A 20,490-nucleotide genomic window follows, 5' to 3' on the forward strand; every position below is an offset into this window, starting at 1 on the left:
TCCTCGCCGCCCTTGGAAAGGGACCGCCCTCCAGGGACGAAGCCCTTGGGAGAGCGGGGAGCGGGAGAGCGTTCAGGGGCGCGGGGAACTGCGCGACCAGCCAGCCTCCGGCCAGCGGGTGGACCACCGACACCAAGTGGCACCCTCCCCTCCCCGGGACGGGCTCCAGCACAAAGACGCATGACCAGTCGGCGTGGTCGGGGGGTGCAGGGTCGCCCCCTGGGGGTCCCCCCAAAGGCAGCTTTGGGGGAGGGCGGCGGAGAAGACCGGGTCTTCCAGACTTGACCCTCACTTCCGCCGTCCGTGAGGAGGTGAGCCCGGAGGCCACCGACCCTCCCGCCACAGAACAAGACCGCCCGCATACCGCCGGAGCAACGGCACATCCTCCACAGCCCCGCCGGCGCCTGAGGCGCGAACGACCCCGCCTGGCCACAGGCAACCCACACCCGGTGCCCGGGGGCGCGAGGCCAAGCGACCCGCCTGGCACAGGCAACCCCCACTCCGGGGGCCCGGGGACCAGGAACCCCACAGCGGGAGGCGACTACGCGGGAGGCGCCCCCGCGCCAGGAACCCCGGAAAGCGCCCGCGCCCGGGTGCCCCGCGTGTCACGCTGTGCATGAGGCATATGACTCACCGCCGCCGTGGAGGGAACAGGCCGATGCGCCCCTCGCACGACCAGCACGCTCCCCGTGCGCCGTTCGCCCTTCGATGCGCCCCGCGCCGCTCTGGGTGGGTTCACCGTTTCGGCCCCCGGGGGCGGCACCGGCGCGGCTCGGAGGGAGCGAAGAGCGGGCCCCGGCATCCACGGATGCCGGGGCCCTTCCTCCCCTGTGCTGACCCGGAGCCCCGAGCTCTCAGGGTCATTCCCGTCGGACCGTCTTCCCCGAGCGGCCCGCCTCCCGCAAAAGATCTCCCCGAGCCGGACGCCGCCAACCCTGGGGCGTGGTCACTCGAAGGTGGGGTGTTGTCCGCCGTCAGCCGGGCAGGGGGCCGCATTCGAATAGGAGTTCGATAACTCCGATAGGCTGAGCGTATCGCGTACGGGTGAACACGACGGGCGACAGGCGACAGAAGGGGGTGCCGGACACATGGTGCGCCGTATCGACGTGACCGGAACGGCGGGCACGCGCCTGGCCGCCTGGGAGTACGCGGATCCGCCCAAGCCCCAGGGCGCCGCCGCCCCCGGCGTACTCCTGCTCCACGGGCTGATGGGCCGCGCCTCCCACTGGGCGGCCACCGCGCGCTGGCTCTCCGACCGCTACCGCGCCGTCGCCCTCGACCAGCGCGGCCACGGCCGCAGCGACAAACCGGCCGACGGCCCGTTCACCCGGGAGGCGTTCGTCGCCGACGCCGAGGCCGCCGTGGAGGGCCTGGAGCTGGGCCCGGCGATCGTGATCGGTCACGCCATGGGCGCGCTCACGGCCTGGCGGCTGGCCGCCGAGCGTCCGGACCTGGTCCGCGCGCTGATCGTCTGCGATATGCGGGCCGCGCCGCCGGGCGCCGCCTCCCAGCGGGAGTGGGAGGAGTGGTTCCGTGCCTGGCCGGTGCCGTTCGCGACGCTCGCGGACGTACGGAAATGGTTCGGCGAGGACGATCCATGGGTGGAGCGCCCCAACCCCGCGCGCGGCGACTTCTACGCCGAGGTGATGGCGGAACGCGCCGACGGCTGGCGCCCGGTGTTCTCCCGCCGCCAGATGCTGAAGGTCCGGGAGTCCTTCGTCCACGACGCGCACTGGGACGAGCTGGCCCGGGTCCGCTGTCCGACGCTCGTCGTGCGCGGCCCGGACGGCGAGCTGGGCCGGGCGGAGGCGCAGGAGATGGTCCGGGTCCTGCCCCGGGGCGCCTATGCGGAGGTCCCCGACGCGGGCCATCTCGTGCATTACGACCACCCGGCCCGCTGGCACGCCGCGATCGGGCCGTTCCTGGACGAGTTGGACGAGGCGGGCGAGGGGGCGTAGGGCGCCCGTACGCCCACCCCTACGCCCCCGTCGCCCCCTTCGCGTCAGAACGAGAACACCACGCCCAGCGTCGCCGCCATCTCGCAGCCGTTGTTGTACGTACCGGACCAGGCGATCCGCTCGCCCCGCCAGACGCCGTCGGCGGTCACCGTCACGGGGGCGTACTCGCGGGTGCAGAGCGTCTGCGGCAGCGCCGACGGCAGGGCTTCGGGGTCGCCCCCGGCCGCCTCCAGCTCGCGGCAGGCGTCCTCGGGCGCGGGGTGGGTGCCGGTGGCGCGCGGGGCGCAGGAGAGGGTGACGGCGCGTTCGGCGACCGTGGCCGCCGGGTGCTCGCCCTCGCCGACGGTGAGGACGAGGGCCGAGGGCGCGTACAGCGCCCGGCTGTCGGTGGACCGGTCGACGGCGGGCCGGTCGACGGTCGGCCGGTCGACGGGCTGGGCGACCGCCGTACTCAGCACGGTGCCGCCGACGCCCAGCAGTAGCGCGGCGGCCGTGACGAACGTACTCCGCAGAGGCAGTTGACGCATGGCTGGAGGACTCCTTCGCATCGAGGTCGCGCCGAGGGTGTGGTGCGTGACGCGACTGCGGACGGGAGTCTTGCGTATGCGTATGGTAATCGCATGTGCGCCGCCCGTTTCCGGTCGGGCGTCCCCCGAAAGAGGTGACCGAATGGTCGTTCGGGCAGCTCGCGGGGGGTGCGACGGGCACGCGGACACGTTCCAGTATCCGGACGATCTTGACTGGTCCGTACTGGAACAACCGCCCCACCTGCGGTGACGCTCAGGCGGTACGTTCCTTCAGCCACAGCGCTTCGACGGGAAACCGTCGCCCCGGGGCGGGGCGGGGAGCGATGTTCGACGCCGCCGCGTGAACCGCGCCGGGCAGGGGCCGGGCGGCGGTCAGCGCGTTACGGTGCGACCGGCTTCCGCATCTCCTTACGGATCTTCGCCGTCGTCTCCGCCGCCTGCGCCAGGTCGACCTCCGTCGGTGCGATCGTGATCGCCTTCGGGTCCACGATGGCGACCGTCGCGCCCGTATTGCCGTCCGCCCAGGCACACGCCGGAGTCGTCACCTTGATGTTGGCCGAGGTGGCCACGATGACCTGGCAGCTGATCGTCACATCGGAACCGGCCGGATTGAAGTCCTTCGGAGGCACCGCGAGCCGGGAGTTCTTCTCCGAAGCGCTGCCCCGGAGCATCGCCTTACGGGCCAGATCGGGCTGCTTGATCTGGCCGTAGAGCCCCGACACGATCAGCGCGCCGTTCTGCGGACCACCCACGGCGCTGTACTCGGCGACGACGGCCCTGGCGTTCCGGATCAGCGGGTCCTCGGCCTCGATGGCCTTCCTGCCCAGCTCGGACATGTCATTGGTGAACTTGTACTTCCCGTCCACCAGGGTCGGCGGCATGGTGAGCTTGAACTCGGCCTTCGGGAAGTCGTCGGTCTTCCCCTCCGAACCACCGCCGCCGGAACCGGAGCCGGACCCGGACCCGGAGGACGAGCCGGAAGAGGAACCCGAACTGGACGAGGTGTCCGACTTCGAGTCCTTGTCGTCATCGCTGAAGTAGTCGTTGCCGAGCCAGGAGAGCACCAGCAGACCCGCGATCACCCCGGTGGCGATCAGGATCGTCCCGGCGGTCCTCCGGCCCTTCGGGGGCGGCGTGGGGGCGGCGCCCGGAGGCGGCGCCTGGTGGGGCGGTCCACCCCAGCCGCCGGGACCTCCCGGACCGCCCTGCGGGGCGCCGAACGAGGGCGGGGTGGGTATCGGGTGCGTCTGGTCGGGCTGCGGCGGATAGCCGTACGACGGCGGAGCGCCGTAGCCCTGACCGGGCGGGCTCTGCGGGTGCGGGGTGCCCTGCGGGGCGCCGTAGCCCTGGCCGGGCGGGGCCTGCGGGGGGTACGGGGCGGCGTAGGGGTCCCGGTAGGGCGGTTGCTGCGGCGGCTGCGGCTGCTGGCCGTACGGGTCGCCGTACTGGCCCTGGCCTTGGCCCTGGGCCTGGCCCGGGTAGCCCTGGCCGTACTGGCCCTGACCGTACTGGCCGTACTGCTCGTACTGGCCGTGGCCGCCCTGCGGCTCGGGCTCTGGCTCGGGCTGCGGAGACGGCGGATGCGGAGGCGGCGGTGTCGACATACCCGTCAACCTACGGCAGGTCGCCTCCCCCCGTGGGGCTCCTGGTGTGGGGCGCCCCCCGCTGCGGGGTTCCTGGCCCCGGGGCTTTTGTTCTCGGGTCGCCTGTGCCGGGCGGGACGCTTGGCCTCGCGCTCCCGGGCGACCGACGCCCGAACGTACGCGCGGGATCGGCTTCACCTGGCCGCACGAGAAGCTCGACACCCTCACCCCCGGCGGCCGGCTCATCTTCCGCGTCTTCGCCGCCCTCGCGGAGTTCGTCCGGGAGCTGATCGCGCAGGGCACCGACGAGGGCCTGGCCGCAGCGAGGGCCCGCGGCCGCGTCGGCGGCCGGCCTTCGGTCGTCAACGACAAGCTGCTGCGCGCTGCCCGCGACACGCCGCCCACCCCGGAGACCAGCATCGAGACCACCGCCATCCGCCCCATCGGCGGGCCTCTTCGATGATCAGCCCCCCGAGCCGAACAACGACCACCCGCCGGTCCAGGATGTTCGACCCCTGGGTCGGGGGCCGGTGAGCCGCGAACCGCGGTGCCATCGCCGTTCGAGTTCGATTACCTCATCACTGAAGACACGAAAATCTATGCTGCCTGGAGTAGACATTGGCTGGCGGTCTGGTTATGGTTTCTCTCGTAGCCAAGGAAGTCAGCAGAGCCCGGTAGAGACGAACTACCAGGCATCAGCATCCGCAGTCGCAGTTGGCAGGACGGTGCGGTGGCGGAGTTTCGAAGCCAGGGTTTTTACAGGACGGCGACGGGACTGGCGGCCGGACCGGGTGGCCCGCAGTGATCAGGGGCCGCCGTGAGCAGTACCGCAGTTGACGCAGTACCCAGCAGTGAGGCTCAGTGAGCAGTACCTCGGTGAAGGCGTCGGCTGCGGACGCGCGCACCGGGAGGTTCGGCAGTGGGGTTCCAAGCCGGAGCAGATGCGCGACGGGGCCGACTGCCGAACGGCGGCGCTGTCACAGGCCGCTGAGCAGTACGCAGTACCAGCAGTACGCAGTTGATCACCGAGGAAGAACGGAGGAGCCAGGCGCCCATCAGGATCGCCCGGGCGGAAGTCTTGAGCCCGGGTACCGCAGGACATCGATAGTGAGGTGGTCTCCGGTCAGGCAACCGCGATCCCCGCGACCCCGACAGCAGCCCTGTCGGGCCAGCGGAAACAGAACGCCGGCGCAGTACCAGGGCCGGCAGATGGTGTAGCAGTTCCTTCGGGGCCCTGGTGTCACACGACACCAGGGCCCCTCAAGCGTGTTCCACAGAGAGGTGCAATGACAGCAGACGACAGCTTCGGCCGTCTCGATGACGACGACTACCCCGCCTACACCATGGGCCGGGCCGCCGAGATGCTCGGCACGACCCAGGGCTTCCTGCGAGCCATCGGCGAAGCCCGCCTGATCACTCCGCTCCGCTCCGCGGGCGGTCACCGCCGCTACTCCCGCTACCAACTGCGCATCGCAGCCCGGGCCCGGGAGCTCGTCGACCACGGGACCCCGATCGAGGCCGCCTGTCGCATCATCATCCTCGAAGACCAGCTCGAAGAAGCCCAGCGCATCAATGCCGAATACCGCCGTGCCGCCGAATCATCGGCTCCGCCGGCTTCGGACTGAGACAGCGAAGACCGGCAACCGCCCAAACGACTTCGCGGCCGGCTCAGGCACGTGCCGCCCGGGACACCTCTGCGTCCCGGGCAACGTCGTCTCCACCGTGGCCGGCCCCAACCGCAGCCCGGCTGTCAGATGGTGCGGCGGCGGCCTCTCGCTGCTGGGTGCGGGCCGGTGCCGTCACGCCGCGGCGGACGCCTTGCCCGCTGGCGGCCCGGGGGCCGGCCGGGACCTGGCCTATCACCCGCACGGGCATCGTCGACGCGGCGCACCCTGCCCCCCGACACTCCCGCCCCCACTCCGTACGCGCCACTGACACCTGACGTGACAGGACAACTGACGGTCTCGTGGCAGACGACAGCTGTTGAAGACGTGACCGTTGCTCCAGCGGTATGCGGGCGGTCTTGTGCGGCGTCGGGAGGGTCGGTGGCCTCCGGGCTCACCTCCTCACGGACGGCGGAAGTGGAGGTCTTCTTCAGAAGACCCGTTTCTTTTACGCCGTCCTCCCCCAAAGCTGCCTTTGGGGGACCCCAGGGGGCGACCCCGCACCCCCCGACCACGCCGACCGCACCTGCCTCCTGGGGCTGGAGCCCGTCCCGGGGAGGGGGATTGCCACCTGGGGTTCGTCGGTCCACCTGCTGCCCGGTGGCTGGCTTGTCGCGCAGTTCCCCGCGCCCCTAGCTCCCCCGCTCCCCGCCCTCCCAAGGGCTTCGTCCCCCGGAGGCCGCCCTCATCGCAAGGGCGGCGAGGAGAGCAACCCAGGGGCGCGGGGAACTGCGCGAACAGCCACAGGCGGTCCGCAGACCGCGAACACGCTCAGGCCGCCGGGCGCGGCCCGGGTCGTTCGGGGCGATGCCCAGGAGGGCCGAAGCGCTGGGGGTCCCCCCATCGCCGAAGGCACAGGGGGCGGAACCGCGCGACCAGCCCACGACTGCCCGCAGTCGCCCGACAACGCTCGCCCGGCTGGGCGGGTGGCGTGGCCCCCGCCCAGAGGGCCGAGGCGGGCCCCCATCGCCGAAAAGCACCCGCCGCGTCGCGGACAGGGTGCGTGCCCCCACGCACCCTGTCCCGCAGCAGACGGGCCCCACGCGAGGGGCTCCGGATCACCCTGTCCCGCAGCGGGAGGCGACCCCGCGGGAGGCGACTCAGCGCTTCGCGACGAAGACGTGGGACGCGACGTCCGATTCGAGTTCCGCCGCCTCGCCGCCGCTGCCGACCAGGACTCCGCCCGCCGACTCGGTGACGCTGACCACCGAGCCGGGCTGGACGCCCGCGCGGCGGAGGGTGTACATGAGCTGGGCGTCGGTCTGGATGGGCTCGCCGATCCGGCGGACGACGACGGTCTTGCCCTCGGCGCCCGGGTCGAGGTCGGCGAGGGAGACCATGCCCGCGTCGAGGAAGGGGTCGGCCTCGGTCTTCTCGCCGAGTTCTTCCAGGCCGGGGATGGGGTTGCCGTAGGGGGATTCCGTGGGGTGGCGCAGCAGCTCCAGGACGCGGCGCTCCACGGCCTCGCTCATCACGTGCTCCCAGCGGCACGCCTCGGCGTGGACCTGTTCCCATTCCAGGCCGATGACGTCGACGAGGAGGCATTCCGCGAGCCGGTGCTTGCGCATCACCCGGGTCGCGAGGCGCCGGCCTTCCTCGGTGAGTTCCAGATGGCGGTCACCGGCGACCGTCACCAGTCCGTCGCGCTCCATTCGGGCGACGGTCTGGCTGACCGTCGGGCCGCTCTGGTCGAGCCGCTCGGCGATGCGGGCGCGCATAGGAACCACACCTTCCTCTTCCAGCTCGAGGATGGTGCGGAGGTACATCTCCGTTGTGTCGATCAAACCGGACATACGTGCCCCTCGAAGAATCGTGCGGTGCGGCCCCGGACTCAATTCTTACGCATCCCACCGACAACCGTGCCGCACCCGTGAAAGCCACTGCCCGGGATACCGGGGTACAGGCGCACCACCAGGCGTGATACGGGCGCGCCCGCTCCCGGGACGGGGGCGGACGGACCGCGGAACGCGCCTCGGGACGGGGCGCGGGAAGGTTGGGGGAAGGCTACGGGAGGATGTCGTACGCGCCGCCGCCGGGGACACAGGACCCGTGCGGAACCGCCTCACAACCCGCGCACCGCACCGGTGAGAGCGTATTGACAGCGGAATGGTTTAGACCGCACCGTGATCCGCGGCCCGGGGTATTTCCCGGTGCTTTCCCAGGTGGCAGGTTCCCGGGCGCGGCATGTCGTGTCCGGCTCAGGCCGCCGAATTTCCCGGACTTTCTCCCGAAAGGGCTCGGCGATGAGCGAGAGCAAGCTGGCCGGTCGGTTCTTCGACGCGGCGATCGATCTGCTGGCACGCGTACGGAACGAGGAGTCGGAGAACATCACCGCGGCGGGCGCGGCGATCGCCGACACCGTCGCGGCCGGTGGCCGGCTCTTCGCCTTCGGCGCCGGGCATTCCTCCCTCGCCGCCCAGGACGTCGTCTACCGGGCCGGCGGCTTCGCGGTGATGAATCTGCTGGCCGTGCCGGGGGTGGTCGGGGTGGACGTGATCCCGGCGACGCTCGGTTCGGCGCTGGAGCGGGTCGAGGGCCTGGCCGGGGCCGTACTCGACACCTCCCCGGCGAAGTCCGGCGACGTCCTGGTGATCATCTCCCTCTCCGGGCGGAACGCGCTGCCCGTGGAGATGGCGGTGAACGCCCGCGCGCTGGGGCTGAAGGTGATCGGGGTGACCTCGGTGGCGTACGCGGAGGAGACCAGGTCCCGGCATGTGTCGGGCTCGTTCCTGAAGGACCACTGCGACGTCGTACTCGACTCGAAGATCGCCATCGGGGACACGGTCCTCACCCATGACGCGATCGAGGCGCCCTTCTCGCCCGCGTCCACCGTGGTCACCAGCGCCCTGATGCAGGCCATGATGGCCGCCGCCGCCGAGAACCTGGCCGAGCGGGGGGTGGAGCCGCCGTTGCTGCGCTCGGGGAACGTGGACGGCGGCCACGAGTGGAACGGCCGGGTGATGACCGAGAACCGGGAGCGGATCTTCTACCGCCACGGCTGAGGACGGGACCCCGCGATTAATCGGTTGTGCCCGTCGCGGGGCGTTCCTAGGGTGGGTCGTACACGAGAGAGGAGGTGGTTCGGAGAATGTATGCATACCGGACGCGTGAGGTGACTGCGGGCTAAACGGCCTGCTGTCGCACTTGTGCCTCTTGGCAGTGCCTCTCGACAGGCCACCTGCCGCAATCCCAAGCAGTCACCGACCCGCGAGCTCGCCGGTACGTCCGGCCGGCTCCTCCGCGAGGAGGAACCCGAGCTCGCGGGTTTCTGCGTTGCGGTGCCCGCCCAGCCCAGTCCCGCCCCGCCGCTCAGGGCGCCAGGCGCTCGACCCGCCAGTGGCCCTCCGCCGCGCCGCCCGCCGCGTCCGCCGGGCGTTCCTTCTCGTAGGCGTACCGCAGCCGGTCGTGGAGCCGGTTCTCGTGGCCCTGCCAGAACTCGACGGAGTCCGGTACGACCCGGATCCCGCCCCACTCCGGCGGCACCGGGACCGGTTCCCCCGCCGGATAGCGCTCGGCCAGCTCCTCGAAGGCCTGGTGCAGCTCGTCCCGGGAGCCGATCACCGACGACTGCGGGCTCGCCCAGGCGCCCAGCCGGGAGCCGTGCGGGCGGGTACGGAAGTACGCCGCCGTCTCCTCCCGGCCGATCCGGGCGGCGGTGCCCGTCACGATCACCTGGCGGGCGATCGGATGCCAGGGAAAGAGCAGGGACACATACGGGTTCGCCGCGATCTCCCGGCCCTTGCGGGAGCCGTAATTGGTGAAGAAGACGAAGCCCCGGGCGTCGTACTCCTTCAGCAGGACCGTCCGGGTCGACGGCCGTCCGGCGGGGGTGGCGGTGGCCACGACCACGGCGTTCGGCTCCCGGAGGCCGGCGGCGACCGCGTCGTGGAACCAGCGGGCGAACTGCTCCATCGGCGTCGGTGCCAGATCCCCCTCCAGCAGGGGCGTGGAGCGGTACTGCTCACGCATCACCGCGGGATCCGGGGTGACGGGAGTGGTGTCGGGCTCGGGACGGGGTTCGGTCACGGGGGCAATCCTGCCGTGGAGTCCGCCGCCTTGGCTCGTGGGGACGGCGCGGGCACCCGTACCGGACGGAAAAAATCTTGTGTAGCGCGCAACTGTGTGGGGGTGAGTGTGCCCCTCCGCAACCGGCCGCAATCCTTCGTCCGGGGTGCTGGTCGTCACGCTGACCACCGCTCCCACCTGCGACTATCGTGTCGGCTCCCCCGTCGCACCGGTATCGAACGGATGACCAGTGTTCGTACGGGGCATCAACCGGGATGAACGACGAACCGTCGTACGCGTCCCGCCCGAGCCGACGCGTCACGAGCGTGAGGAGCCGCCTGATGTCCGACTTCGTACCCGGCCTCGAAGGAGTCGTCGCCTTCGAGACGGAGATCGCGGAACCCGACAAGGAAGGCGGCGCGCTCCGCTACCGGGGCGTCGACATCGAGGACCTGGTCGGCCGGGTCTCCTTCGGCAATGTCTGGGGTCTGCTGGTCGACGGCGCCTTCGATCCGGGGCTGCCCTCCGCCGAGCCCTTCCCCATCCCGGTGCACTCCGGGGACATCCGGGTCGACGTCCAGTCGGCGCTGGCGATGCTGGCGCCCGTCTGGGGACTCAAGCCGCTGCTGGACATCGACGAGGCCCGGGCCAGGGACGATCTGGCACGGGCGGCCGTGATGGCCCTGTCGTACGTGGCGCAGAGCGCCCGGGGCCAGGGGCTGCCGATGGTGCCGCAACGCGAGATCGACAAGGCGCGGTCCGTGGTCGAGCGCTTCATGATCCGCTGGCGCGGCGAGCCCGACCCCCGCCATGTCCGGGCAGTCGACGCGTACTGGACCTCGGCGGCCGAGCACGGCATGAACGCGTCCACGTTCACCGCCCGGGTGATCGCCTCCACCGGCGCCGATGTCGCCGCCGCGCTCTCCGGTGCCGTCGGCGCGATGTCCGGGCCGCTGCACGGGGGCGCGCCGTCCCGGGTGCTCGGGATGATCGAGGAGATCGAACGCACCGGCGACGCCACCGCCTATGTCCGGCAGGCCCTCGACAAGGGCGAACGGCTGATGGGCTTCGGACACCGGGTCTACCGGGCCGAGGACCCCCGGGCCCGGGTCCTGCGGCGGACCGCGAAGGAGCTGGCGGCGCCGCGTTACGAGGTCGCCGAGGCGCTGGAGAAGGCGGCGCTGGAGGAGCTGCGCAGCCGCCGCCCCGACCGGGTGCTGGAGACCAACGTCGAGTTCTGGGCCGCGATCGTGCTCGACTTCGCGGAGGTCCCCGCGCACATGTTCACCTCGATGTTCACCTGCGCCCGTACGGCGGGCTGGTCGGCGCACATCCTGGAGCAGAAGCGCACGGGCCGGCTGGTCCGCCCGTCGGCCCGCTATGTGGGTCCGAGTGTCCGCGATCCGCGCGACATCTCCGGCTACGACGGCCTGCGCGCCCCTGGCGCGAGCTGAACAATCCGGGCCGCGCCCGGCGGGTGAGCGCCACGACCCGGGCCGCGCCCGGCAGCCTGATCTTGTTCGCGGTCCGCGGGCCGTGGCCGGCTGGTCGCGCAGTTCCCCGCGCCCCTAAACGCTCTCCCCAGCACCATCCCTGAATGGGCCCCCCGGTGAGGGGGACGGCCTCCTCTCAAGGGCGGCGCGAAGGGGAACCAGGGGCGCGGGGAACTGCGCGACAAGCCACAGACGGTCCGCAGACCGCCGACAACGTCAGGGCGCCGGGCGCGGGCCCGGGTAGTTCGGGGCGGCACCGCGGAGAGCCAAGGCGCTGGGGGTCCCCCATCGCCGAAGGCATAGGGGGCGGAACTGCGCGAACGGCCACCGACGGCGCGCGGTCGGAACACCTCCGGAGGAGACACCACCCATCCCGCCCGAAGGGCGCTCTCCTCCCCGAGGAGGCTCGGGAAAAGTCTTCAGAGGCGCGGGGAGCCCCGCGAGCCCTTGCGGCGGGGCCGCCTCGGCGCCGCCGACGCCGTCGCCGTCTGGGTGCGGACGACCCCCACGCTCGCGGCGATCACCAGCGCGATGGCGACCGCGTCGGTGAGGGAGAGCGCCTGGCTGAGGACGAGGAACCCGGCGAGGGACGCGATCGCCGGTTCCAGGGTCATCATCACCGCGAAGGTGGAGGCCGGCAGGCGGCGCAGGGCCAGGAGTTCGAGGGTGTACGGGAGTACGGAGGACATCAGCGCCACGGCCAGGCCCAGGCCGATGATCGTGGGGTCGGCGATCCGTTCCCCGGATCCGGCGATCCCGAGCGGCAGGCTGAGCAGGGCGGCGACGCCGAAGGCCAGGGCGAGCCCGTCGGCCTGCGGGAAGCGGCGGCCGGTGCGGGCGCTGAAGACGATGTACGCGGCCCACATCGCCCCGGCCCCGAGGGCGTACGCGGCACCGACCGGGTCGAGCCCGCCGGACGTACCGCCGCCGTGGCCGCCGCCGGTGACCATGCCGCTCAGCAGGAAGACTCCGAGGAGGGCTATACCGGCCCAGACGAGACTGACCAGCCGCCGGGAGACGAAGACGGAGAGCGCGAGGGGCCCGAGGACTTCCAGGGTGACGGCGGGGCCCAGCGGGATCCGGTCGACGGCCTGGTAGAAGAGGATGTTCATACCGCCCATGGCGAGCCCGAAGGCGACCACGGTGCCCCAGTCGGCCCGGGAGTAGCCGCGCAGCCGGGGGCGGCAGACGGCCAGCATCACCAGGGCGGCGAGCACCAGTCGCAGGGTGACGACGCCGGTGGGGCCGACCTCGTCCATCAGCATCACGGCGACGGCCGCCCCGAACTGGACGGAGAGCGCGCCCCCGACGACGAGCCCGACGGGCCCCAGACTGCGCTCGGGAGGCCCGGCGGCCGTCGTCGTGACGGCGGCGGTGTCCGCCCCTGTTCCCTCGTTCGCGACCCTGTCCACATGTTCACGCTAGTGGCCGACGCTCATCCGGTGAAATGCATAATGCGCTGCGATTATGCTCCGGACGCATGAGCATCGAGCTGCGTCACCTCCGCTGCTTCCTGGCGATCGCGGAGGAGTCGAGCCTGACCAGGGCGGCGGCCCGGCTGGGGATCACCCAGCCCGCCGTCTCCCGGTCCCTGGCCACGCTGGAGCGGCAGCTCGGCGTCCGGCTGGTGGACCGTTCGACGCACCATGCGACGCTCACCCCGGAGGGGCGGGTCTTCCGGGAGCGGGCGGCGTCGGCGGTGTCCGCGTTCGACGACGCGGTCGACACGGCCCGGCGGCCGGTCCGGCCGCTGCGGCTCGGCCACGCCTGGTCGGCGCTGGGCCCGTACACCACCCGGCTGCTGCGGCGCTGGGAGCGGGAGCAGCCCGGCACCCCGCTGGAGCTGCTGCGGATCGACGACCGTACGGCGGGGCTGCTGCGGGGCGCGGTGGACGTGGCGGTGGTCCGAGGCCCGGTCGCCGAACCGGGTCTGGTGGTGACCCGGCTGTTCTCGGACCCCCGGGTCGCGGCGGTGACGGCGGACGGCCCGCTGGCGGCGCTGCCCCGGATCACCCCGGCGGACCTGGTGACGGCGCCGCTGCTGGTGAATACGGTCTCCGGCACCACGGCCCCCGATCTGTGGCCCGCCGACGCCCGGCCGGCCACGACGATCACGGTCACCAATACCGACGACTGGCTGGCGGCGATCGCGGCGGGCCGGGGCGCGGGGGTGTCGACGGCGTCCACGGCGGAGATCCATCCGCATCCGGACGTGGTCTACCGCCCGCTGCCCGGACTGCCCCCGGTCCCGGTCCATCTCACCCACCACGACCCGCCGTCCCATCCGGCGGTCCCGGCGCTGGTGGCGCTGGCGGTGGAGGTCACGGGCGGCAGCGCGTAAAGCGAACCGGGTGAACCGGGCGAGCCGGGGTGACGGCGTCACACCGGCGGCCCGTCCGTACTCTCCACGGGTGGTTCCGTGCCGTTCCCCCGACGCCCCGGCACACCCATGCCATGATCGTTTCCGGCGATCCGCCGAAAACCGACCGACAGCTCCTGAACTGGGGGAACGACATTGTCCGAGCGCCAGAACGGCACCGTGAAGTGGTTCAACGACGAGAAGGGCTACGGGTTCATCACCCCCGAGTCCGGGCCTGACCTGTTCGTCCACTTCCGGGCGATCGAGGGGAACGGCTTCAAGTCCCTGGCGGAGTCCGACCGGGTCTCCTTCGAAGCCGTCCAGGGCCAGAAGGGAATGCAGGCGGACAAGGTCCGCAAGGAGGTGTAGTCCCCTACCTCCCGCACCCCTCGGGGCCGGTCGCGAAACACTCGCGCCCGGCCCTGCCCTTTTTCCCCGGCGGACGCGGTCGGTATTCGCGCGGAAGGTCCATCAAGCCCGCACACAGAGACAACTATCGCCCTTTTCCCGTTTCTAGGCTGCCGATATGAAGACTACGACCCGAGCCTTCGCGAGCACATTGGCCGCTGTCGCCCTTTTCTCAGGGGGCGCCGCCGGAACGGCCTCGGCCGACGACCGGACAGCCGTACAGAGCTGGAACGTGCGGCACTTCCAGGGCTACACCACCGGGGACGTCACCTTCCACAACCGGTCGGTGGAGATCACCAACGCACATGTGCGGTCGAACATCAGGGGGTGCGTCCGAGTCGTCCTCTCCATCCCGCGTCCCGACAACTCCTACGAAACGGCGGAGCGGACCGGCTGCAGCATCGGCGTGGGCGTGCCTTTCCGTCTGACCATGCCCGCCGACTGGCGGGGCGGCGCCGCCTACCTCACGGTCGACCTCCACCACGTCAACGCGGACGCGTCCACCGGTGAGCTGCTCGCCGGCAACCGGATCCACCGGCCCTGAGCCGCGGCGCACGGAAGGCCGATCAAGTCCGCACGCAGAGGCAACTACGGGCCTTTCCCGACCCCTAGGCTTCCGGTTGAAAGATCGCGAACAAGTTTCGAGGACCAGCGCAGCCAAAGAATCGTTTCCCAGGCCGAAAGGCAATAGGTAATGAAGACTCTGACCAAGGCATTCGCCGGATCCGTCGCCGCCGCCACCCTCTCCCTCGGGCTCGCCACGGGCACGGCATCGGCGGCCCCGGCGGGCGAGCGGTCCACGACGGTTCCCTACAGCGTTCAGCACGCCGGGGGGTACACCACCGGAAACGTCGTCTTCCACGACCGCTCGATTCAGTTCACCAACGGCTATGTGAAGTCGAACACCCACGGCTGCGTCCGGGCTCTGATTGAGACTCCGAATCCCGGCGGCGGATACTCCGAGCACAAGCGGACCGCCTGCAACATCGGCCCCGGCACCGGCCTCAACTACGGTTTCACCACCCCGTACGACAAGGCGGGCGGTGCCAACCACGTCTTTGTGAACCTCTACCGGGTCAACGGGGACGGCACCGAGACTTTCCTCGCCTACAAGATGGTCAATAAGTATTCCTGAATGCTCTGATCGACGAACCCCGGCGGGCCGCCCCTCCTCAGGGGCGGCCCGCCGGGCCGTTCGCAGCGCCCTCCAGCCCCTCCGCCAGGATCTCCGCCAGGTGGCGCGGGCGGCGGTTCGTGAGGTGGGTGAGTTGGGTGCGGCAGGAGTAGCCGTCCGCCAGGAGCAGGGTGCCGGGTGGGGTGGCGCGGACCGCCGGGAGGAGTTGGTCCTCCGCGCAGGTGACCGAGATCTCGTAGTGGCCCCGCTCGAAGCCGAAGTTGCCCGCCAGGCCGCAGCAGCCGCCCGACAGGTCGCCGGTGAGTCCGGCGCGGGCGCGGAGGCGGGCGTCGGGGGCGGGGTCGAGGACCGCGTGGTGGTGGCAGTGGGTCTGGCCGGTGACCGGGCGGTCGAGGCGGGGCGGCTGCCAGTCGGGGGCGTACTCCTCCAGCGCGCCCGCGAAGGTGCGGACCGAGGCCGCGAGGCGGGCCGCTCGCGGATCGTCGGGGAGCAGTTCCGGGAGGTCGGTACGGAGGGCCGCCGCGCAGCTCGGTTCCAGGACGACGACGGGGACGCCCTCGGGCAGCGGCCCCAGGACGTCGAGGGTCCGGTCCAGTACCGCGCGGGCGCGGGTGAGCTGGCCCGTACTGAGGTATGTCAGTCCGCAGCACACCCGGCCCGGGGGCAGCGACAGTTGGAATCCGGCCGCCGCCAGGACGCGTACCGCCGCCCGGCCCACCTCGGGGGTCAGATATTCGGTGAAGGTGTCCGGCCAGAGCAGCGCCGCCCGGCCACCGCCACCACCGCCGAGCGCACCGCGCGCCCAGTGGGTGAACATCCGCGTCGCCAGCGCCGGGAGGGGGCGTTCCGGGGTGATTCCGGCGGCGTGCCGGGCGAGGGCCGCCAGGGGGCGGAATCGGGCCAGGGCGTTGAGCAGGGGTGCCGCCGGGGCGGCGGCCCGCAGCCAGCCGGGGAGGCGGCCGAGCGTGTAGTGGGAGCGGGGCCGGAGCCGCCCGGCGTAGTGGTGGTGGAGGAATTCCGCCTTGTACGTGGCCATGTCGACGCCGACCGGGCAGTCGCTGCGGCAGCCTTTGCAGGAGAGGCACAGGTCGAGCGCGTCGGCGACCTCCCGGGACCGCCAGCCGTCGCGGATCACCTCGCCCGCGAGCATTTCGTGGAGCAGCCGGGCCCGGCCCCGGGTGGAGTGGGCCTCCTCGCCGGTGGCCCGGTAGGAGGGGCACATGACGCCCTGGCCGGGTTCGGTGTCGCGGCATTTGGCGACGCCGACGCAGCGCCGGACGGCGGCCCGGAAGTCGCCGCCGTCAGCGGGGTAGCCGAAGGCGACGTCGACCGGCCGCCGGGGCAGTACGGCGAAGCGCAGGTCCGTGTCGAGGGGCGCGGGCCGGACCAGGATGCCCGGGTTGAGGCCGCCGTCCGGGTCCCACAGGTCCTTGAACCGGGCGAAGAGGGCGACGAGTTCGGGGCCGTACATCTTCGGCAGCAGTTCGGCCCTGGCCCGGCCGTCGCCGTGCTCGCCGGAGAGCGAGCCGCCGTACGAGACCACCAGGTCCGCCAGGTCCCCGGAGAACCGGCGGAACGCCCGTACCCCCGGTTCGGTGATCAGGTCGAAGTCGATCCGGATGTGGACGCAGCCCTCGCCGAAGTGGCCGAAGGGCGCGCCGCGCAGCCCGTACGAGGTCAGCAGGGCCCGGAAGTCGCGGAGATAGCCGCCGAGCCGGGCGGGCGGCACGGCGCAGTCCTCCCAGCCGGGCCATGCCTCGCCGCCGCCGGGGATCCGGGTCGCGGTCCCGGCGGCGTCCTCCCGGATCCGCCACAGGGCCCGCATGGCGGCCGGGTCGGTGACGACCAGGGCGTCGGCCGCCCCGGCCGCCCGGACCAGGGCGCCGGCCCGGGCGCGGGCCTCGGCGGGGCCGGCGCCGCCGGTCTCGGCGAAGAGCCAGGCCCGGCCGCGCGGCAGCCCGCTCCGGGCGTTCGGGGGTACGAGGTCGTCGGCCATGCCCTCGACGGTGAGCGGGCGGTGGGGCAGCAGGCCGGGCGCGGCGTCGGCGGCGGCCGACTCGTCGGGGTAGCCGAGTACGGCCAGGGCGCGGGCCGGGGGCGGCGCGACCAGCCGTACCTCGGCCTCCGTGAGCACGCCCAGGGTGCCTTCGGAGCCGCAGAAGGCGCGGGCGAGGTCGGGGCCGTGCTCGGGGAGCAGCGCGTCGAGGGCGTAGCCGGAGATCCGGCGCGGCAGGTCCCGGGGGTAGCCGGTCCTGAGCGGGGCGAGATGGGCGTCGACGAGGTCGCGGACGGCGGCGAGCGGCGATCCGGGGGTGTCGGGCGGCCAGCCTCGGGCGAGCCGGAGGGGGGTGCCGTCGTAGCGGAGGACGGAGAGGGCGCGGACGTTGTCGGCGGTGGTGCCCCAGACCACCGAGTGCGCGCCGCAGGCGTTGTTGCCGATCATTCCGCCGAGAGTGCAGCGGGCGTGGGTGGAGGGGTCGGGGCCGAAGGTGAGGCCGTGGGGGCGGGCGGCGGCGCGGAGGGTGTCGAGTACGGTGCCGGGCTGGACGACGGCGGTACGGGTCACCGGGTCCAGCTCGCGGACCTGGTTCATCCGGCGGGTGAAGTCGAGGACGACACCGGTTCCGGTGGCCTGTCCGGCGACGGACGTACCGGCGCCCCGGGGGACGACGGGGACGCCGTGGGTCCGGCAGACCTCCAGGGCCGCCGCGACGTCGTCGGCGTGCCGGGGAGCGACGGTGCCGAGGGGGACTTGGCGGTAGTTGGAGGCGTCCATGGTGGTAAGGGCGCGGGCGGTGGCGGAGAAGTCGACGGCGTCGGGCGGGAGGGCGGCGCGCAGGGCCGCGTACAGCTCCTTACGGTCCCGTTCCCGGTCCCGGTCTCCGCCGGAGTCGCCGCGATCGCCGGGGCCATCGCCGCGACCGGCCCCGGACCCGCCGCCCCTTTCCGTCCGCGCCCGGCCGTGCCGGTCCGCGCGCTCCCCCGCTCGTACGGGGCGCCGCGCACCCCTGTCCGCGTCCGTGCGCCCCTCGTTCCCCGTACGCTCCTCGCCGTCCCCCGCCGTACGTCGATCGTCAGCCATGTGTCTCAGCATGCCCCCGTCACGGGGGTACGTCGCACATGTCACACCGGCCGAAAACCCGGCGGAAACGCCGGTGCCGCGGCCATTAGGGCCCTTGGACTCTTGGCAAACACTTGACGGAGAGCCCAAAGTGATCGCCAACTCTCCTATAGTGACCACCACTTGATCAGGAACCCTCGGCTCCAGTTCTGCCCCCGCCACCCCTCGGAAGGCACACTCGATGACCGGCACCGAACACCGCCGATGACGCGCGCCACGCGGACGGTCCGGCCGCAGTCGCCGGAGACGGCCACGGAGACGGCCACGGATGCGGCCGAGGAGACGGCAGCGGCCGAGGCCGGGGCCGCCACGGACTCCGCCGCCGAGGCCGGGGAGAAGGCCACGGCGGAGACCCTGCGGGCCGCCGAGAACGCGCTGAAGATCGTCGTCGTGGGCGGCTTCGGCGTGGGCAAGACGACGATGGTGCGTTCCGTGAGCGAGATCCGCCCGCTGCACACGGAGGAGACCATGAGCCCGGCCGGGCTCACCCTCGACGACCCCAGCCGGATCTCGTCCCGCAAGAGCGCCACGACGGTCGCCTTCGACTTCGGCCGGATCACCATCGACGAACGCGCGGTGCTCTATCTCTTCGGCGCCCCGGGCCAGGAACGGTTCTGGTTCCTGTGGGAGCGGATGCTCTCCGGGACCATCGGCGCCGTCGTCCTGGTCGACACCCGGCGGCTGCCCGAGGCCTGGTACGCGCTGGACCGGCTGGAGCACCACGGGGTGCCGTACATCGTGGCCGTCAACGACTTCGGCGGCCCGTTCTACACCGATGCCCAGATCCGGCACGCGCTGGCGCTGGACGCCGACGTACCGATGGTGGAGTTCGACGCCCGGGACCACTCGTCCAGCAAGTTCGTGCTGATCGCCCTGGTGGAACACCTCTACGACCTCTCCCTGCACCGGCAGGGCTGAGCCCGCTCCGGACGGGCGGCGGCCGCCCGGAACCCGGGACGGCCGTCTCAAGCGCCGGACCGGAGCACGGCTCCCCCGCGACACCCGATACGCTCCGATACGTGGCTGAGATCCAGATTCCCGCTGACATCAAGCCCGCCGACGGCCGTTTCGGCGCGGGCCCGTCCAAGGTGCGTACGGAGGCGGTCACCGCCCTCGCCGCCACCGGCACATCGCTGCTCGGTACCTCCCACCGCCAGGCCCCGGTGAAAAACCTGGTCGGCGAGGTACGTCAGGGCGTAAGCGACCTCTTCTCGCTCCCCGAGGGCTACGAGGTGATCCTCGGCAACGGCGGCTCCACCGCCTTCTGGGACATCGCGACCCACGGACTGATCGAGAACAAGTCCCAGCACCTGTCGTTCGGCGAGTTCTCCTCGAAGTTCGCCAAGGCGGCCAAGCTCGCGCCGTGGCTGGCGGAGCCGACGATCGTCGCCTCCGACCCGGGCACCCACCCGGAGCCGGTCGCCGAGGCCGGGGCCGATGTCTACGCCCTGACCCACAACGAGACCTCCACCGGTGTCGCCGCCCCGATCCGCCGGGTCGCGGGCGCCGACGAGGGCGCGCTGGTCCTGGTGGACGCCACCTCGGGCGCGGGCGGTCTGCCGGTCGACATCACCGAGTCCGACGTCTACTACTTCGCCCCGCAGAAGTCCTTCGCCGCCGACGGCGGCCTGTGGATCGCGGTCTTCTCCCCGGCGGCGCTGGAGCGCGCGGCCCGGGTGCACGCCTCGGGGCGGCATGTGCCGGAGTTCTTCAGCCTGCCGACGGCGATCGACAACTCGGTGAAGAACCAGACGTACAACACCCCGGCGCTCTCCACCCTCTTCCTCCTCAACGAGCAGCTGAAGTGGCTCAACGGGCAGGGCGGACTGGACTTCGCGACCGGCCGGACCGCCGCCTCGGCGCGGGCGCTGTACGGCTGGGCGGAGGCCTCCAAGTACGCCGAGCCGTTCGTCGCGGACCCGGCACAGCGCTCCCAGGTGATCGGCACCATCGACTTCGCGGACGAGGTCGACGCCGCCGCGGTCGCCAAGGCGCTGCGGGCCAACGGGATCGTGGACACCGAGCCGTACCGGAAGCTGGGGCGCAACCAGCTGCGGGTGGCGATGTTCCCGGCGATCGACCCGGCGGACGTCCAGGCGCTGACGGCCTGTGTGGACTATGTGATCGAGCAGCTCTGATCCATCGGGGAAACCGGGCAGCGACAGGCCGCCGAAGAGCCCCGTCAGCACATCCCGGATCTTGGCGCTGCCCGCCCACTCGTGATCGGCGAGATCGCC

Annotated in this window: 16 protein-coding genes and 1 pseudogene; 11 read left to right on the forward strand and 6 right to left on the reverse strand. The window is 72.1% G+C overall.

The genetic code is table 11. From position 1 onward, the window contains the following. Nucleotides 1-1,088 precede the first annotated feature (1,088 nt). A complete protein-coding gene (locus ABZ714_RS33485) occupies nt 1,089-1,958 on the forward strand; it encodes an alpha/beta hydrolase (RefSeq protein ID WP_358829142.1) in 870 nt (289 codons plus the stop codon). 44 nt (nt 1,959-2,002) lie between these two features. Here ABZ714_RS33485 and ABZ714_RS33490 read toward each other — a convergent pair whose 3' ends face one another. Then, nucleotides 2,003-2,485, reverse strand: coding sequence for a subtilase-type protease inhibitor (locus ABZ714_RS33490; RefSeq protein ID WP_358829143.1), 483 nt, complete (start codon nt 2,483-2,485; stop codon nt 2,003-2,005). Nucleotides 2,486-2,865: 380 nt separating this feature from the next. Beyond that, nucleotides 2,866-4,089, reverse strand: a complete 1,224-nt coding sequence (locus ABZ714_RS33495) for a hypothetical protein (protein ID WP_358829144.1) — start codon at nt 4,087-4,089, stop codon at nt 2,866-2,868. A gap of 160 nt (nt 4,090-4,249) precedes the next feature. On the opposite strand from ABZ714_RS33495, the pseudogene ABZ714_RS33500 reads away from it, so the two are divergent. Then, nucleotides 4,250-4,531: pseudogene (locus ABZ714_RS33500) on the forward strand (recombinase family protein); the annotation flags it as partial. 823 nt (nt 4,532-5,354) lie between these two features. Further along, nucleotides 5,355-5,693 carry a MerR family transcriptional regulator gene (locus tag ABZ714_RS33505; RefSeq protein ID WP_358829145.1) on the forward strand — a complete coding sequence of 113 codons (339 nt, stop codon included), beginning with the start codon at nt 5,355-5,357 and terminating at the stop codon, nt 5,691-5,693. 1,139 nt (nt 5,694-6,832) lie between these two features. Here ABZ714_RS33505 and ABZ714_RS33510 read toward each other — a convergent pair. Beyond that, nucleotides 6,833-7,525, reverse strand: a complete 693-nt coding sequence (locus ABZ714_RS33510) for a metal-dependent transcriptional regulator (protein ID WP_358829146.1) — start codon at nt 7,523-7,525, stop codon at nt 6,833-6,835. 450 nt (nt 7,526-7,975) lie between these two features. On the opposite strand from ABZ714_RS33510, the gene ABZ714_RS33515 reads away from it, so the two are divergent. Beyond that, nucleotides 7,976-8,734: an SIS domain-containing protein gene (locus ABZ714_RS33515; protein WP_358829147.1), complete on the forward strand. Its 759-nt coding sequence runs from the start codon at nt 7,976-7,978 to the stop codon at nt 8,732-8,734. A 307-nt stretch (nt 8,735-9,041) separates the two neighbouring features. On the opposite strand, the gene pdxH is transcribed toward ABZ714_RS33515, so the two are convergent. Continuing rightward, nucleotides 9,042-9,701 carry a pyridoxamine 5'-phosphate oxidase gene (pdxH, locus tag ABZ714_RS33520; RefSeq protein WP_358829156.1) on the reverse strand — a complete coding sequence of 220 codons (660 nt, stop codon included), beginning with the start codon at nt 9,699-9,701 and terminating at the stop codon, nt 9,042-9,044. A 377-nt stretch (nt 9,702-10,078) separates the two neighbouring features. Between pdxH and ABZ714_RS33525 the strand changes: the two genes are divergently transcribed. Further along, a complete protein-coding gene (locus ABZ714_RS33525; RefSeq protein ID WP_358829148.1) occupies nt 10,079-11,191 on the forward strand; it encodes a citrate synthase 2 in 1,113 nt (370 codons plus the stop codon). A gap of 458 nt (nt 11,192-11,649) precedes the next feature. Here the strand turns inward: ABZ714_RS33525 and ABZ714_RS33530 are convergent, their stop codons facing one another. Then, nucleotides 11,650-12,561 (reverse strand): EamA family transporter, encoded by a 912-nt coding sequence (locus tag ABZ714_RS33530; RefSeq protein WP_358829157.1) that lies wholly within the window; start codon nt 12,559-12,561, stop codon nt 11,650-11,652. Nucleotides 12,562-12,710: 149 nt separating this feature from the next. Between ABZ714_RS33530 and ABZ714_RS33535 the strand changes: the two genes are divergently transcribed. The 4 genes from ABZ714_RS33535 (at nt 12,711) to ABZ714_RS33550 (ending at nt 15,132) form a co-directional block, all read left to right on the forward strand. Beyond that, nucleotides 12,711-13,571: a LysR substrate-binding domain-containing protein gene (locus ABZ714_RS33535; RefSeq protein ID WP_358829149.1), complete on the forward strand. Its 861-nt coding sequence runs from the start codon at nt 12,711-12,713 to the stop codon at nt 13,569-13,571. A gap of 174 nt (nt 13,572-13,745) precedes the next feature. After that, complete coding sequence (locus tag ABZ714_RS33540) at nt 13,746-13,958, forward strand: cold-shock protein (protein WP_358829150.1); 213 nt, start codon at nt 13,746-13,748, stop codon at nt 13,956-13,958. Nucleotides 13,959-14,115: 157 nt separating this feature from the next. Continuing rightward, nucleotides 14,116-14,541, forward strand: coding sequence for a hypothetical protein (locus ABZ714_RS33545; RefSeq protein WP_358829151.1), 426 nt, complete (start codon nt 14,116-14,118; stop codon nt 14,539-14,541). 150 nt (nt 14,542-14,691) lie between these two features. Further along, a complete protein-coding gene (locus ABZ714_RS33550) occupies nt 14,692-15,132 on the forward strand; it encodes a hypothetical protein (protein WP_358829152.1) in 441 nt (146 codons plus the stop codon). 37 nt (nt 15,133-15,169) lie between these two features. Here the strand turns inward: ABZ714_RS33550 and ABZ714_RS33555 are convergent, their stop codons facing one another. Then, the gene (locus tag ABZ714_RS33555) at nt 15,170-18,214 is read right to left on the reverse strand and encodes an FAD-binding and (Fe-S)-binding domain-containing protein (RefSeq protein ID WP_358829153.1); all 3,045 of its coding nucleotides are present in this window, start codon (nt 18,212-18,214) and stop codon (nt 15,170-15,172) included. Nucleotides 18,215-18,457: 243 nt separating this feature from the next. On the opposite strand from ABZ714_RS33555, the gene ABZ714_RS33560 reads away from it, so the two are divergent. Both ABZ714_RS33560 and serC read left to right on the forward strand, forming a co-directional pair. Further along, the gene (locus ABZ714_RS33560; RefSeq protein WP_358829154.1) at nt 18,458-19,171 is read left to right on the forward strand and encodes an ATP/GTP-binding protein; all 714 of its coding nucleotides are present in this window, start codon (nt 18,458-18,460) and stop codon (nt 19,169-19,171) included. Nucleotides 19,172-19,272: 101 nt separating this feature from the next. Further along, on the forward strand, nt 19,273-20,391 hold the full coding sequence (serC, locus tag ABZ714_RS33565) for a phosphoserine transaminase (protein WP_358829155.1): 1,119 nt from the start codon (nt 19,273-19,275) through the stop codon (nt 20,389-20,391). Nucleotides 20,392-20,490 lie beyond the last annotated feature (99 nt).

It is taken from the genome of Streptomyces sp. NPDC006798 (assembly GCF_040635975.1).
Taxonomy (GTDB): Bacteria; Actinomycetota; Actinomycetes; order Streptomycetales; family Streptomycetaceae; genus Streptomyces.